Origin of the sequence: Rhizobium mongolense subsp. loessense (genome assembly GCF_900099775.1) — a bacterium.
GTDB classification, from domain to species: domain Bacteria; phylum Pseudomonadota; class Alphaproteobacteria; order Rhizobiales; family Rhizobiaceae; genus Rhizobium; species Rhizobium loessense.
Genome location: NZ_FMTM01000005.1, coordinates 400,216 through 412,830 on the forward strand (window position 1 = coordinate 400,216; position 12,615 = coordinate 412,830).

General features: G+C 59.7%; 18 protein-coding genes. 9 read left to right on the top strand and 9 right to left on the bottom strand.

Annotated features, from left to right (window positions below):
- Positions 1 to 341 precede the first annotated feature (341 nt).
- Together BLP23_RS19205 and BLP23_RS19210 are read right to left on the bottom strand one after the other, a co-directional pair.
- The gene (locus BLP23_RS19205) at positions 342 to 1,295 is read right to left on the bottom strand and encodes a sensor histidine kinase (RefSeq protein WP_092586503.1); all 954 of its coding nucleotides are present in this window, start codon (positions 1,293 to 1,295) and stop codon (positions 342 to 344) included.
- A 238-nt stretch (positions 1,296 to 1,533) separates the two neighbouring features.
- Entirely contained in the window at positions 1,534 to 2,328 is a 795-nt protein-coding gene (locus BLP23_RS19210; protein WP_092586430.1) for a response regulator, read from the bottom strand.
- Positions 2,329 to 2,597: 269 nt separating this feature from the next.
- Between BLP23_RS19210 and BLP23_RS19215 the strand changes: the two genes are divergently transcribed.
- The 3 genes from BLP23_RS19215 (at position 2,598) to BLP23_RS19225 (ending at position 4,114) form a co-directional block, all read left to right on the top strand.
- Positions 2,598 to 2,804: a NepR family anti-sigma factor gene (locus BLP23_RS19215; protein WP_022717007.1), complete on the top strand. Its 207-nt coding sequence runs from the start codon at positions 2,598 to 2,600 to the stop codon at positions 2,802 to 2,804.
- 10 nt (positions 2,805 to 2,814) lie between these two features.
- Complete coding sequence (locus BLP23_RS19220) at positions 2,815 to 3,369, top strand: RNA polymerase sigma factor (RefSeq protein WP_022717008.1); 555 nt, start codon at positions 2,815 to 2,817, stop codon at positions 3,367 to 3,369.
- A 223-nt stretch (positions 3,370 to 3,592) separates the two neighbouring features.
- A complete protein-coding gene (locus BLP23_RS19225; protein WP_092586431.1) occupies positions 3,593 to 4,114 on the top strand; it encodes a cupin domain-containing protein in 522 nt (173 codons plus the stop codon).
- A gap of 12 nt (positions 4,115 to 4,126) precedes the next feature.
- On the opposite strand, the gene BLP23_RS19230 is transcribed toward BLP23_RS19225, so the two are convergent.
- The 7 genes from BLP23_RS19230 to hemP all read right to left on the bottom strand — a co-directional run bounded on the left by BLP23_RS19230 (position 4,127) and on the right by hemP (position 9,135).
- Positions 4,127 to 4,528: a hypothetical protein gene (locus tag BLP23_RS19230; protein ID WP_092586432.1), complete on the bottom strand. Its 402-nt coding sequence runs from the start codon at positions 4,526 to 4,528 to the stop codon at positions 4,127 to 4,129.
- Between the two features lie 9 nt (positions 4,529 to 4,537).
- Complete coding sequence (locus tag BLP23_RS19235; protein WP_407691802.1) at positions 4,538 to 4,885, bottom strand: ElaB/YgaM/YqjD family protein; 348 nt, start codon at positions 4,883 to 4,885, stop codon at positions 4,538 to 4,540.
- Between the two features lie 146 nt (positions 4,886 to 5,031).
- Positions 5,032 to 5,826 (bottom strand): heme ABC transporter ATP-binding protein, encoded by a 795-nt coding sequence (locus BLP23_RS19240; protein ID WP_092586433.1) that lies wholly within the window; start codon positions 5,824 to 5,826, stop codon positions 5,032 to 5,034.
- Between the two features lie 12 nt (positions 5,827 to 5,838).
- Positions 5,839 to 6,954, bottom strand: coding sequence for a FecCD family ABC transporter permease (locus tag BLP23_RS19245; RefSeq protein ID WP_092586434.1), 1,116 nt, complete (start codon positions 6,952 to 6,954; stop codon positions 5,839 to 5,841).
- A gap of 1 nt (position 6,955) precedes the next feature.
- Positions 6,956 to 7,882: a heme/hemin ABC transporter substrate-binding protein gene (locus BLP23_RS19250; RefSeq protein ID WP_092586435.1), complete on the bottom strand. Its 927-nt coding sequence runs from the start codon at positions 7,880 to 7,882 to the stop codon at positions 6,956 to 6,958.
- Between the two features lie 11 nt (positions 7,883 to 7,893).
- Positions 7,894 to 8,946, bottom strand: coding sequence for a hemin-degrading factor (locus tag BLP23_RS19255; protein ID WP_092586436.1), 1,053 nt, complete (start codon positions 8,944 to 8,946; stop codon positions 7,894 to 7,896).
- A gap of 9 nt (positions 8,947 to 8,955) precedes the next feature.
- Positions 8,956 to 9,135 carry a hemin uptake protein HemP gene (hemP, locus tag BLP23_RS19260; RefSeq protein WP_039845633.1) on the bottom strand — a complete coding sequence of 60 codons (180 nt, stop codon included), beginning with the start codon at positions 9,133 to 9,135 and terminating at the stop codon, positions 8,956 to 8,958.
- A gap of 143 nt (positions 9,136 to 9,278) precedes the next feature.
- Between hemP and BLP23_RS19265 the strand changes: the two genes are divergently transcribed.
- The 6 genes from BLP23_RS19265 to BLP23_RS19290 all read left to right on the top strand — a co-directional run bounded on the left by BLP23_RS19265 (position 9,279) and on the right by BLP23_RS19290 (position 12,550).
- Positions 9,279 to 9,722: a hypothetical protein gene (locus BLP23_RS19265; RefSeq protein WP_092586437.1), complete on the top strand. Its 444-nt coding sequence runs from the start codon at positions 9,279 to 9,281 to the stop codon at positions 9,720 to 9,722.
- 62 nt (positions 9,723 to 9,784) lie between these two features.
- The gene (locus BLP23_RS19270; protein ID WP_092586438.1) at positions 9,785 to 11,065 is read left to right on the top strand and encodes a cell envelope integrity protein TolA; all 1,281 of its coding nucleotides are present in this window, start codon (positions 9,785 to 9,787) and stop codon (positions 11,063 to 11,065) included.
- 109 nt (positions 11,066 to 11,174) lie between these two features.
- Positions 11,175 to 11,588: a DUF2325 domain-containing protein gene (locus BLP23_RS19275; RefSeq protein ID WP_092586439.1), complete on the top strand. Its 414-nt coding sequence runs from the start codon at positions 11,175 to 11,177 to the stop codon at positions 11,586 to 11,588.
- Positions 11,585 to 11,851 carry a hypothetical protein gene (locus tag BLP23_RS19280; protein ID WP_092586440.1) on the top strand — a complete coding sequence of 89 codons (267 nt, stop codon included), beginning with the start codon at positions 11,585 to 11,587 and terminating at the stop codon, positions 11,849 to 11,851. Before BLP23_RS19275 ends, BLP23_RS19280 begins: the two co-directional genes overlap by 4 nt.
- A 10-nt stretch (positions 11,852 to 11,861) precedes the next feature.
- Positions 11,862 to 12,176 carry a heme-degrading protein HmuQ gene (locus BLP23_RS19285; protein WP_092586441.1) on the top strand — a complete coding sequence of 105 codons (315 nt, stop codon included), beginning with the start codon at positions 11,862 to 11,864 and terminating at the stop codon, positions 12,174 to 12,176.
- On the top strand, positions 12,173 to 12,550 hold the full coding sequence (locus tag BLP23_RS19290; RefSeq protein WP_092586442.1) for a bleomycin resistance protein: 378 nt from the start codon (positions 12,173 to 12,175) through the stop codon (positions 12,548 to 12,550). Before BLP23_RS19285 ends, BLP23_RS19290 begins: the two co-directional genes overlap by 4 nt.
- Positions 12,551 to 12,615 lie beyond the last annotated feature (65 nt).

Sequence of the window (12,615 nt, forward strand, 5' to 3'; positions counted from 1 at the left end):
AAAATTTATCAAACGGTAAAATTTTGAAACTTATATTCGTATAAGTGTCTGTTTTTGTTATTTTAGCTCGCGGCGCGGAGCCCATTCGCCCATCATCCATGAAGCCAGGCATTCGCCACCTTGCAAAAAAGATTCATAAAAGTTCAATTTTTTTCGGATTCGGCGGAACCAAAGGTCAACGCGGTCGTTATTGCGGCATCCGGATGATGATCGCATCGACCCAACATGCGCGCCCCCAACCCATCATCCGGACTACTCACGGTCCCCTCCCGATGAGTGAAAACAGCCAGTGCGCCGCCCTCGCACTGGCTGTTTTTTGTTGTGGGCGAGCGTCGCGCACCTCATGGGCGCTTCAGGATTTCGAATTCCGTCTCTGGGATCTGCAGGTAATATTCGATACGGCCAGGGACGAGCCGGAGCTCCGCCTTGCCACTCATAGACGAGGGAACGACGCGTTCCAGCACGGTCTTGCCGAAGCTGTTTTCGCTGAACTCGTGAATCTCGGTCCGGTTCGGGAGGATTTCCACCCAGGCGATCTCGATTGCCTTCTTGCCGTTATGCTTCGATTCCTTGCAATTCAGGGTGATCGACGACGCGCCGCCGGCAATTGCGCCATAGGAGGCCGAATTGACGATGAGCTCATGAAGCGCCAATCCGAGATGGACGGCGGCATTCGGCGTCATATGCGCATTGATGCCGAAGATCGGCATGGAGCCTGCCGTTTCCGGCCAATAGGGTGCGAACTGCTTTTCCGCAAGGTCGAAGAGATAGGCGCCGCGCCAGCTCGAATCCGTAATCAGATCCTGCGAGTTGGAAAGCGATTGAAGGCGACCGCGGAACTTTGCAAGGAAGCTGTCGAGCGACAGCGTATTGCGGGCCGTTTGCGTGGCGATGCCCTGAATGATCGCAAGCAGGTTCTTCGAGCGGTGCGATAGTTCGCGCAGCAGCGATTTCAGCACTTTTTCACGATGTCGCATCTCTGTGACTTCGGAGATGACCGAGAGAATGCCGAGCGAGCCGCCGTTATTGATACGCTGTACTTTCAGTTCGTAGGTCCGGACCTCGCCATCGACGTCCATATCGATCTCGGCATTCGTCGCCGTCCCGGTTTCGAGCACCTTGAACTTGAGCGTCCTCAGATAATCGCCGTGCGCCTTGCCGAACAGGTCGCTGTCGCTGCCGCCGGCGAAAAACAGTTCGGCGAAATGGCGCGGAAGATTTTCGGCGTAGGAAAGTGTCAGCGTGGAATCCTGGAAGAGAATCGAAATTCCGGCGCTGCTCAGCGCCCGCTCCATCATCGCGGACTTGCCCTCCAGCGCGAAAGGCTTGCCGGTTAATGGTTCTGTCGTATTCACCAGGCCGCCTTTCCTTCGATCCTTCTTGCGCAGCTGGAAAGAGGTTGCCATTTCAGGAACCCCGCTGGTCATATTATGACCAAGCGTTGGAGAAACCGTTAAAGCTGTTGCCGTGGCGCCCCAGCTAGCTGGGAACGCCTCGCTATTGGCTTTGTTCCGTCGCTTTGACGGTTCAGCTTCATGCCGCAACCTTGGTGGATTCATTGAAGAATAGCGCCTGGCTGATCAAAGCCTTGACCATGTCTGGATTGAAGGGCTTGGTGACCAGGAACGTCGGTTCCGGCCGCTCACCTGTCAACAGACGCTCTGGAAAAGCGGTGATGAATATCACGGGCACGCTTGATGTCTTCAAAATGTCGTTCACGGCATCGATGCCCGAGCTGCCGTCGGCAAGTTGGATATCCGCAAGGACCATGTTCGGCTTAGTCTTGTTGTAAAGAGCCACGGCCTCGGCATGCGTGCGGGCGATTCCGGTAACCTTGTGGCCGAGGCTTTCAACCATCTGCTCGATATCCATCGCGATCAGCGGTTCGTCTTCGATGATCATGATATCGGTGGCCACCTGGCGCGAGATCTCCTGCGAGGCCTTGTCGAGCAGGCTCATCACTTCCTGGTCGTCGGTTTCGAGGATGTCGGCGATTTCGCCGACGCGGAAATTCTCGACCGACGCGAGGATGAAGGCCTGGCGGGCAAGCGGCGAGACCTTGCCGAGGTTTACTGTCGCGCGCTGCTCCCAAGCGTAAGGCGACGCCGGCTCGGGAATCTGGATGGCAGTGGAACCAAACAGTTTCGTGAACAGTTTGTAGAGTGCGACACGGTCATTCTCGGTATCCGGGAAAATGGATATATCGGCGATGATCGCTTCCAAAACTGCGGCAACGTAAGCATCACCCGAAGTCTGGGTGCCGGTAAGCGCGCGGGAATAGCGACGCAAATAAGGAAGATGCGGCGCGATTCGAGTAGAAAGTGTCATTAAAAACTCCCGTCCGTAGGCCATAACTGGCTCTAATGCAGTGGAAACGTCGCGCTATTAAAAAAGTTCCAGTATATGCGGAACTTTTTTCACAGCCTTGCATTATGATGGCGACGAATGAAGGGCGTACCGCGATTTTGAGCCTCGATAAACGGCAAGTATTTCAGCACCAACCGCCTAGAGCGGCGGGGGGTGGTGTTGGCATATCAAGCCGCAGCGCAAACGTATCGTCCATTCAGACAAAGACAACGGCGAGAAGCGACGAGTTTATGAAAAAGCAGCAGACAGAAGAACAGAATGAGCGGCGGCTCGAAATGCGCGCGAGCGATATCCTCGATCCGAACAACCAAATCGGTGTCAAACTGCGGTCCCTTTATGCAGCCGCACAGGACGAGGCGATCCCCGATCGTTTTCTCGATCTGCTCGAGAAGCTGGACCAGGCTGAGATGATGGCTTCGGCCAAACTGGCCGAGTAAGGGCGAGCTGATGGATAAGGCTAAACCAAGCTTCAAACGCGAACTGCTTGCGGCATTGCCGAGTTTGCGTGCATTCGCGATTTCGCTGATCGGCCGGCACGATCGCGCCGATGACTTGGTGCAGGACACCATCATGAAGGCCTGGGCAAAGCAGGATCACTTCGAGATGGGCACCAACATGAAGGCCTGGCTTTTCACGATCCTGCGCAACGAACTCTATAGCCAGATGCGTAAGAGCGGCCGGGAGATCCAGGACAGCGACGGCCTTTTCACCGAATCCATGGCGATGCATCCGGCGCAATACGGCGCGCTCGACCTGCAAGACTTCAAGAAGGCGCTTGACCAACTGCCGCCGGATCAGCGCGAGGCGATCATTCTCGTCGGCGCATCGGGCTTCTCGTACGAAGAAGCCGCGGAGATCTGCGGATGCGCCGTCGGCACCATCAAGAGCCGCGTCAACCGTGCGCGCCAGCGGCTCCAGGAACTGCTGCAGATTTCCGGCGAAGCGGATTTCGGCCCGGATTCGACGTCCGCGCCGCTGACGTCGAAGGCCTTCGCCTTCTGATCCCACGCGTTGAATGGGAGGAAAAGGCCGGCTGCCTCAGGCGCCGGCCTTTTGTTGTCCAAGAGATGAAGATTAGCCCTGAAAACTTGCCAGCAAACATGCCGGTGGCGACGCTGCGCAGGATGCTTGACGATTGAGGTGCGATCACTAGCTGTTTTCATGACCGGTGCTCGTTGCGGATTTGAGCGTGGCTTGCGGGCATGGGCTACCCGAGGAGCACCTCATGAACAGCAACGAACGTCCACCATTCATCGCTCACTGGCGCAAGATCGAGCGACCCGATGAGCCGCATTATTCAGGACGCGATGAACGCATGAGCATTGGCGCGCCTTTTGGCCGGGCGTTCAGCCTTTCCAAACTCGGCGTTCATCATGAGCGGTTGCCGGCCGGCCGGCGCACATCGCTTCCACATGCCGAAAGCGCGGAGGAGGAATTCGTCTTCGTTATCGAAGGGTATCCCGACGTGTGGATTGATGGCCATCTGCATCGGCTCGCACCAGGCGATGGCGTGGGGTTCCCGGCGGGCACTGGCATAGCCCATAATTTCATCAATAACAGTGAGGAGGAGGTCCGCCTTCTCGTGGTTGGAGAAAGACACAAGTCGGAGAACCGTATTCACTATCCGCTCAACCCGGAAAGGAAGGCGCTTATTGACGACTGGTGGGACGATTGGCCGAAGCGGCCGCTTGGTCCCCATGATGGACTTCCGGACCGCATTCGGAAAAGCGCGAGCGAAACTGGATAGAGGTCAGGATCCCTAGTCGCGGTGTTTGGAGCCCATCAGGTTTGTTGCAACGAGCGCGGCAAGCACGCCGGCCGTCAGGAGCGGCTGTGAACGGACAAGGCCGATGCCGACGGCTGCCAGCGACTCGATCGCCAGGCGGCGCTCCTGCGCGCGACGCGCTTCCTGTGCGTTCATGATCTTCATGACGATCAGCACGACGATGCCGATCAGCAGCGCGCATGCCGCAAGAAAGAGGGCAGCACCCACTGCGCCATAGACACCCGCGAGCCAGATTGTCCCGGCTGTCACCGCAAGCACATAGGCGGTCAGAAGGAAGATTGCGGCGAGCATAATGAAAATACCGTTGCGCTTGGTTCGCGCAACGGTCCTGTGAAAACTGTTTCCTATCAAAAGGCTGAGGATCGGCAAGAGCATCGATCCTCCTTAGCGGCGTGCGAGGAGCGCGAGCACGAGGCCGAAGGCCGCAGCCGCACCGATCGTTGCGATCGGATGCCTGCGTACCGTATGGCGAACTTCATTTGCGCCGCGCAGATAACTCTCCTGTAGATCGTGGAGGAGGTCTTCGCTGCGGCCAAGGAGTTCGTCATAACCGGCGGCCGCCTGGTAACGGAGCTTTTCGCCGCGCCGTCGCGAATTCTTCGCAACCAGCTTCGTCAGGGTCGCGATTTCGTCGCGCAGGCTTTCAATCTGATCCTCGATCGTAGATTCGATGTCGTGAAGCGTACCGTTGCCATGGCGCCGGCCGCGAATGGACGGGAGGATAGAAGCCATGATGCTCTCCTTGGCATGGGCGCGCGCAAAGTCGCGGGCCGGTTTCAAACGAGGTCAGCACCGATCATTGCAATAAGTAGTATCGCCCGGCATTGATCCAAATCATCGACACGTCAACGCGCTCGCCAATCAAAAGTTCCAGCTGTTTAGCGGCCGGCAAGCGCGCTGTGAGCCAGGACAAAGGCTGTTCCGTCCATCGGAACCTGATTGATGCGCAGCCGACATCCGAATACAGATTGCATGCGCTCGTCGGTTAGCACGTCGCCGACGCTGCCGGCAGCAGCCAGTCCCCCAGCTTTCATGAGTACGATCTGGTCCGCAAAAAGTGCGGTCAGGTTGAGATCGTGCATGACCGCGATTACGCCGCCGCCTGCGTCGCAGAATTTCCGCGCCAGGCTCATAATCGTCAGCTGATGGCTTATGTCGAGGCTGGAGACCGGCTCATCGAGCAACAGCCAACAGGGTTGTCCGTCAACGACCGGCTCGCAGATCTGACACAGCACGCGCGCGAGCTGGACGCGCTGCTGCTCGCCACCCGAAAGCTCCTGGTAGAAACGGCCTTCGAAGCCTACGAGGTCGACGGCGGCGAGCGCCCGTGCCGCGATCTGCTCCGCCTGTTCGGGGTGCAGGTTCAGCCCTGTCGTCAGTCCCATGCGCACGACCTCGCGCACTGTGAACGGAAAGGAGATGGCGCTTGCCTGCGGCAGTACGCCGCGAATGGCAGCGAGCTGCCAGGGTTGCATTGTCTTGACCTCTTCGCCGTTGATGCGCACGGAGCCGTCGCAGGAAAGCTCGCCGGAGATCGCCTTCATTGTGGTCGTCTTGCCGGAGCCGTTCGGTCCGGCGATCGCGGTCAATTGGCCGGCCTTCGCCGTAAAGCTGACGTCATGCACGATTGTCTTGCCCGACAGCCGGACCGAGATGCAGGAAAGTTCGATCATCGAAATTCACTTTTAGAGCGCAAGCCGCGAGCGCTGCCGCAACAATATCCAGAGGAAGAAGGGTCCGCCGACAGCAGCCGTGATGATGCCGATCGGCAATTCGGCGGGCGCGACGATGGTGCGCGCCAGAACGTCGGCGAAGATCAGGAGCGAGCCGCCGAGGAGAGCGGAGGCTGGCAGCAAATAGCGATGGTCGGGGCCGATGATCATGCGCAGCAGGTGCGGTACGACAATGCCGACAAAACCAATACCACCGCTGACGGCAACCGACGCGCCGGTTGCGGCGGCAACGGCCACGATCGCGATATTCTTCAGCCGCTGGACCGGGACGCCCATATGAAACGCCGCCGCTTCTCCAAGGGTGATGGCATTCAGTCCGCGCGCCATGAAGGGCAGGACTGTGAAGGATGCCAGAACGATCGGGGCGGCGGCGGCGATCTTCATCCAGGTTGCGCCTGCGAGCGAGCCCATGGACCAGAATGTGAGGTCGCGAAGCTGCTGGTCGTTGGCGATATAGGTCAGCAGACCTGTCATCGCACCGGTCAGCGCTGCGAGCGCGATCCCCGCCAGCAGCATCGTGGCGACCGAGGTCTGGCCATTGGTCGTTGCGATCCGGTAAAGCAGCACCGTCGTAACAAGGCCACCGCCGAAAGCTGCAACCGGCATGGCATAGATGCCGAGCAGTCCAAGGAACGGCATGGCGATCGTTCCGCCGAGCACGATCATCACGACGGCGCCGAAGCTCGCTCCGGACGACACGCCGACGAGGCCGGGATCGGCAAGCGGATTGCGGAACAGTCCCTGCATCACAGCACCGGAGACGGCGAGCGAGCCGCCGACGAGAAAGCCGAGGATCGCCCGCGGCATCCGGATATCGAAGATGATGATCCGGTCGCGCATGTTGAGCGCTGCCTCCGAACCCGCCACGTTTGCAATTACGTCGACGATCGAGGCGTCCGAGGCGCCGGTCGTCACCGAAAACAGCAGCGAGAAGACGGAACCGACGACGAGCAGGCCGATCACGAGGAACGCCAGCCGCCCCCGATCGCCTGCCTCGCGATGCTCGCGAAGCGCGGCTATCGAAAAAAGTGATCGTTTCTGTCTCGTCATGGCGTCCAGCAGGGTCATCTTAGCCCCCGTAGATGGCCGCGTTCAGTTCGCGGACGGCGCCTGCGGTGCGCGGGCCAAAGCCGAGCAGGTGCAGGCCATCCATGCGGATGACGGCCTTCTTCTGGGCCGCGGGGGTCAGCGCGAGCGCCGGCTGCTTGAAGAGGTCATCGTTGGCGGCCGCGTGACCGCCCTGACGGTTCATCATCAAGATCACATCGGGCCTTGCCTCGACGATCGCCTCATCGGTCACCGGCTTGTAGCCAGAGAAGCTGCCGACGGCATTGATGGCGCCCGCGAGCTTGATGATACCATCAGCCGCCGTTTCCGTGCCGGAGGCCATGATCTTGCCGCCCTGCGTACTGAGGATGAAAAGCACGCGCTTGCGCTCCGCTTCCGGCCGCTTGCCGGCATCGGCGATTGCAGCATCCAGATCGGCGCCGACCTTGGTTTCCAGCGCCCTGGCCTTGTCGGGCACGGCAAGCAGCGCGCCGATCTTGTCGATCTTCGTCAGGATGCCTTCGCGATCGTAGGTACTCGGAACCGTCTCGAACGGCACGCTGGCATTCTTCAGGACGGTCAGCGCTTCCGGCGGACCCGATCCTTCAACAGCGATGATCGCGGTCGGGTTGACGGCAAGGATGCCTTCCGGCGAGAGAGCCCGCATATAGCCCACGTCCGGCAGCTTCATGGCCGCTTCGGGATAGGTGCTGGTGGAATCGCGGGCGATGAGGCGGCTTTCTTCGCCGAGTGCATAGACGATTTCCGTCACGTCGCCGCCGACGGCGACGAGGCGCGAGGTGTTGATCTTTTTCGGTTCCTCGGCCTGCACCGCCTGGATGAAGCCATTTTCCGCCGTTGCAGCGGGCAGCAAAGGCAGCGCCATGACGGCCGCCGTCAGCGTCAGTTTCCAAAGCCGGAGGCGGCGCAAGTTCGAAGGTATTTTCATCGTTCCGCTCCTTACGCTGCGATGCTCGTTCCAGCCTTCGGCAGGCTTTCGATGACCTCGCGCCAATCGGTACGCTCGTCGAAACCTTCCTTCCGCTTGCCGAAGAACTGGATGATCATTTCGCCCTTGGCGTCATAGGCTTCCAGCGAAGTGACGTGGCCATCCTTGGTGGGCTTGCGCACCGCCCATGTCTCGACGATGTGGTCGTGGCGAAGGTGCAGGTGGAAGGTCGGATCCATGATGTTGATCCAAGGTCCCATCGCCTGAACGTTGAAGATCGGGCCGGAATGGATCTGCACGATGCCGTTGTTTGCGACAAAGCACATGATCGGCAGACCGGCTTTGACGGAGGCGTGCAACATCTCGGCCGTCGCCGTGTGGCCGAGCTTCCAGGCGTAATCGTCGCCCACCGTGCGTAGCGCGGCCTGGCGGCCGATTTTCAGGCGCTTCAGCATGCCGAAGAATTCATGCGTGTCTGTGAGCTTGCTCCAGTTGTCGCGCAGCTCGTCGCGGCCGACGTCGCCGCTCTCATCCTCTGAAGCGGAGATCTCTGCTTCGACGAATTCCTGCGACTGGTCGTCGAGCTTCAGATCAGCGACGATCGAGCGGTAGGCCTCGACGTTCGAATTCGGGCGCAGATGTACCTTGTGGACCGCGTTGCCCGTCTTGTCGAAATACTGCAGGCTGAGGCGTTCCTCGTCGCCATTCTTCTTCGTGACGGCAAAGCCATATGCCCAGCGGCTCGGGAAGATGCGAAGGTCGATGCTTTCGCCGAGCACGATTGCGCTCTGCATGCCCATTTTGATGTTTTCGAAGACGCCGATCTTTTCGTGGACCGCACTTTCATTGCGCGACAGCGCCATGACTTCGCCGAGGTCGGCCACGCGCTCCAGAAGCTTCAGCGCGCTGGCGTCGATGCGGATCGCGGAAATGCCGACTTCGGCGGCGACGAGGGCCCCTTCGGAAATGTTCAGCCGCGCTGCGATATCGCGCTCGCGCATCTGCGGATTTTCGGCGCGGAACGCGCGAATTTCGGCCGGTGCCGGTCTGGTCTCATCAGTCATCTGCTACCCTTACTTATTGAGAATGAGTTTGCCCTGCCGGGTAATTTTCATGCGGTAGACCACGCCGTCATGCCGGATCATGATCTCGTTCGCGCCGCGGAAAATGTCCGCGCTTTCGATGGTGCGAATTTCGGCCGCCTCCCGCGGGAGAGGTGCATGCTTAAAGGTATCTGGCTTCTCAACCATCATTTCGGTTGGCAATTTCCGCTGGTGCCGGAGCTTGTTTTCCTCCGGCCTTTATACATTTATCTTGACTTTCATAGTCACCATTTTCTAAAGACGCAATAGAAGACTTATAAACTCAAGTTTTAGAAATTACATGGAGAAGCGTGATGACGGCGGGCAGATTTGCGGCACTTGTGGCAGGCGGATTGATGGCGGCCGGAAGTCTTTGCTCTGCTCATGCACAGGACGCCGCCACGGCCGCCCCGGCGAATGCCCTCGAAGTCGAGTTGAATGCGCTGACGCCCTCGCAGAAGGGCTGCATGATGACCTTCGTGGCGCTCAACAAGCTTGCGGCACCCGTCAACAAGATCTCTTTCGAGCTTGCCTTTTTCAACGACAAGAACGCCGTCGATAAGATCACTGTGCTCGACTTCCGCGATCTGCCGCAGGGCAAGAAGCGCGTGCGGCAGTTCGACATGCCGAATGTGAAGTGCGAGGCCGTGACCCGCATTCTCATCAACGATACGCCGGTCTGCGACGGCCCGGCAGCGGGCGAATGCATGAAAGGTCTCGTTACCCGTTCGCAGACTTCCGTTCCCTTCGAGGGGTGAGCAATTCACGCTGGGGATGATCTCCGGCGGGCTTCAGTTTCAAACCGGCCGGGGCAGGACACATGGCAGTTTCAGCGAAATCCAGGTCGCGACGCGATTTCATCGTGGAGCAGGATGCTGACGGTTTGAACGACAATATGCCGGGGATCCATCCCGGTCATGAAATGCCCGAGCTGCGCAGTGCGCAGCGCCAGCCCGCCGCAGAAGCCGTGATCCACTATGCGCGCCTCTCGTTGATCGGATCTTTCCCGGAGCATCCCCAAGCGCAGAAGACAGCGGCGGCAGACGCGCCGCCGATGGACCATGGTGCCCTTGAAAAGCAGGCAAGCGAACCGAAGCCGAGCAAGCGACGCGTCGCCGCTGCCTGCCTGACGTCCTTTGCGTTTCACGCCATCCTCGTCACGGCCCTTGCAATCGGCTTCGTCGTAACCCCCCACGACCCGGAGGAGGAAGCGGGCGAAGCCGTGAGCGTCGTCATCCTCGGCGATTCCGAAGCCGACCAGGCCTCCGCCGGCGATCCGGATCTGCAGGTCGAACCGCAGCCGGAAGAAATAGTCGCCGAAACGGTGCAGCCGCAGACTGTTCAGCCGACGGAAGTCCAACCGCCGGAGGTTCCACCGGAAACGGTGCAGCCGACCCAGGCGGAGGCCGTACCGCCAATGCAGGAGGTTACTCGCGTCTCCCCCGAGACGGTGACGACGGCGGAGCCTGAGGTGCTGACGTCGAATGTTCCTGCTGTGACCTCGGTCGTGCAGCCGATGGCCACGGAGACACCGGAAGAATTGAAGTCTGTCGAGCCGGTCGAGACCGCCGAAGCGCTGCCGGAGCCGGTGCAGCCGGAAGAGGCACCGACGCCAACAGCCAAGCCGAAGGCTGAAAAGCCGAAGCCGGCGGAAAAGAAGCAGCCGCCGAAGAAGACGGAACAGAAGGTTGCCGGCTCCCAAGGCGAGAGCAAGGAGGATTCCAGGCGAGGGGCCAGCGATGGAAGCGAGACGGCAAATTCCGACCAGAACTCGCGTAGCGCCGGGAGCTCCGGCGGAGCTGGAAGCGCAGCCGTTGCCAATTATCCCGGCAAGGTGCAGTCGCGCATTCGGCGCGCCGTCAAGGTGCCCACGGAGTATAAGCGGATGAGCGCTTCCATGAGTGTCCGCGTGCGCCTGACGATCGGCGGCGACGGTTCGCTGGCGTCTCTTTCCGTCGCGCGCAGCTCCGGAATTCCCGAGTTGGATCAGGCGGTTGTGGCCGGCGTGCGCCGGGCGTCGCCGTTCCCGCCGCTGCCTTCCGAGTGGGGCAAACCGAGCTGGACCTTCACGCAAGACGTGCAGATCTCGGGTCGGCGATAAAATATGATAAAAATCGTCAACTTTATACTTTACTCCAAAAATCAAGTTTAATAAGGTCCCTTCGCGCACGTTAGAATCGTGTGACGATCAACGAGCGAACGGGTGATGAATGGCTCGGAAGGTGAAGAAGGGATCTAACCGGGAAATCCGCGTCAGTGCGGATGTGGCAGCGCAGACGGCGCAGCAATCTTCCGGCGGATCTAAACTGGATGGCCGCAGTTTCCTCTATGTCGGCGGCCGCGATTGCCAGGTGGCGCATCTCCGCCAGATCGCGAGCAGCTTCGGTGCCGAACTGATCCATCATGACGGCGGGCTGCGCGAGGCGGTCTCGCGGATCGATACGGTTCTTCCTTCCGTTGACTGCGTGTTCTGCCCGATCGACTGTATCAGCCACGATGCCTGCCTACGGGTTAAGACCGGCTGCAAGAAGTTCGGCAAGGCTTTCATTCCGCTGCGCAATGGCAGCAAATCGAGCCTTGAGCGTGCGCTGCAGACCATGAACGAACGAGACAATTCCCGATGAAAGACCAGCGCCCTGACGGGTTCATGATGATCGGCCTGCATAAGCTCGCCGCGCAGAATGGCGACGGCCTCGTGCCCGAGCTCTACGATCTCTTGGTGAAAAATGCCGAGCGCCAGCAGCTTTATCCGAATGTGACGGAGTTTCCCGTCTGGGAAGCGCGCATGCCGGGAGAAAAGACCGATGCCGCGCTTGGCCGCGAGGCGGCAAACGGCAATAATGTCGTTGCCTTCCCGCAGGCCCGCGCGGACGGCAGGAAGTTTTGAGGAGCTCCCGATGTATATCGCCATGAACCGCTTCAAAGTCGCAACCGGCGCCGAGGCGGATTTCGAGAATGTCTGGCGCAACCGCGACTCCAGTCTGGCGCAGGTGCCCGGCTTCGTCGAGTTCCGGCTGCTGCGCGGCAAGACGGATGCGGAGGAGGGCTATACGCTATTCTCGTCGCACACGGTCTGGCAAAGCGAAGAGGATTTCCAGAACTGGACGAAATCCGAGAGCTTCCGCGCGGCGCACCGCAACGCGGGTGACCATAAGGTCATGTACAAGGGGCCCCCGGTATTCGAAGGTTTCAACGTCGTGGACGGTATATGAGCAGCGATCCGGACCGTATCGAAGTTCTGCCGGTCCTGCCGTCGCTCGATATCGCCGAGACGCTTGCCTTTTACCGTGACGAACTCGGCTTTGCGCAGATCGTGCACCAAACGCCTGACTATCTGATCATCAGGCGCGATGAGATGGAGCTGAATTTCTGGCGCACCGACGATGCCAGCTTGCCGGAGAAGACGTCGATCTACATGCGTGGCGGGCGCGTTGCGGCCCTCCATGCGGAATATCGCGCGAGGGGCGTCAGGCATCTGACGGATATGCAAGTGCGGCCTTGGAACATGGAGGAATTCTACATCCATGATTCGCACGGCAACCTTCTGCGCTTCGGCCGGGTGCCGCAGCGCCAGGAGATCGTTTGAAAAACGGGGTGGCGGTTTGACGCGGTCCATGATTCAAACTTCTGATGTGGACGCCAGCAAATCGG

Excerpts from the sequence above, each read along its gene's own strand:
- BLP23_RS19205 (WP_092586503.1), bottom strand. The coding sequence starts at position 1,295 with ATGGAGCGGGCGCTGAGCAGCGCCGGAATTTCGATTCTCTTCCAGGAT.
- BLP23_RS19210 (WP_092586430.1), bottom strand. The coding sequence starts at position 2,328 with ATGACACTTTCTACTCGAATCGCGCCGCATCTTCCTTATTTGCGTCGC.
- BLP23_RS19215 (WP_022717007.1), top strand. The coding sequence starts at position 2,598 with ATGAAAAAGCAGCAGACAGAAGAACAGAATGAGCGGCGGCTCGAAATG.
- BLP23_RS19220 (WP_022717008.1), top strand. The coding sequence starts at position 2,815 with ATGGATAAGGCTAAACCAAGCTTCAAACGCGAACTGCTTGCGGCATTG.
- BLP23_RS19225 (WP_092586431.1), top strand. The coding sequence starts at position 3,593 with ATGAACAGCAACGAACGTCCACCATTCATCGCTCACTGGCGCAAGATC.
- BLP23_RS19230 (WP_092586432.1), bottom strand. The coding sequence starts at position 4,528 with ATGCTCTTGCCGATCCTCAGCCTTTTGATAGGAAACAGTTTTCACAGG.
- BLP23_RS19235 (WP_407691802.1), bottom strand. The coding sequence starts at position 4,885 with ATGGCTTCTATCCTCCCGTCCATTCGCGGCCGGCGCCATGGCAACGGT.
- BLP23_RS19240 (WP_092586433.1), bottom strand. The coding sequence starts at position 5,826 with ATGATCGAACTTTCCTGCATCTCGGTCCGGCTGTCGGGCAAGACAATC.
- BLP23_RS19245 (WP_092586434.1), bottom strand. The coding sequence starts at position 6,954 with ATGACCCTGCTGGACGCCATGACGAGACAGAAACGATCACTTTTTTCG.
- BLP23_RS19250 (WP_092586435.1), bottom strand. The coding sequence starts at position 7,882 with ATGAAAATACCTTCGAACTTGCGCCGCCTCCGGCTTTGGAAACTGACG.
- BLP23_RS19255 (WP_092586436.1), bottom strand. The coding sequence starts at position 8,946 with ATGACTGATGAGACCAGACCGGCACCGGCCGAAATTCGCGCGTTCCGC.
- hemP (WP_039845633.1), bottom strand. The coding sequence starts at position 9,135 with ATGATGGTTGAGAAGCCAGATACCTTTAAGCATGCACCTCTCCCGCGG.
- BLP23_RS19265 (WP_092586437.1), top strand. The coding sequence starts at position 9,279 with ATGACGGCGGGCAGATTTGCGGCACTTGTGGCAGGCGGATTGATGGCG.
- BLP23_RS19270 (WP_092586438.1), top strand. The coding sequence starts at position 9,785 with ATGGCAGTTTCAGCGAAATCCAGGTCGCGACGCGATTTCATCGTGGAG.
- BLP23_RS19275 (WP_092586439.1), top strand. The coding sequence starts at position 11,175 with ATGGCTCGGAAGGTGAAGAAGGGATCTAACCGGGAAATCCGCGTCAGT.
- BLP23_RS19280 (WP_092586440.1), top strand. The coding sequence starts at position 11,585 with ATGAAAGACCAGCGCCCTGACGGGTTCATGATGATCGGCCTGCATAAG.
- BLP23_RS19285 (WP_092586441.1), top strand. The coding sequence starts at position 11,862 with ATGTATATCGCCATGAACCGCTTCAAAGTCGCAACCGGCGCCGAGGCG.
- BLP23_RS19290 (WP_092586442.1), top strand. The coding sequence starts at position 12,173 with ATGAGCAGCGATCCGGACCGTATCGAAGTTCTGCCGGTCCTGCCGTCG.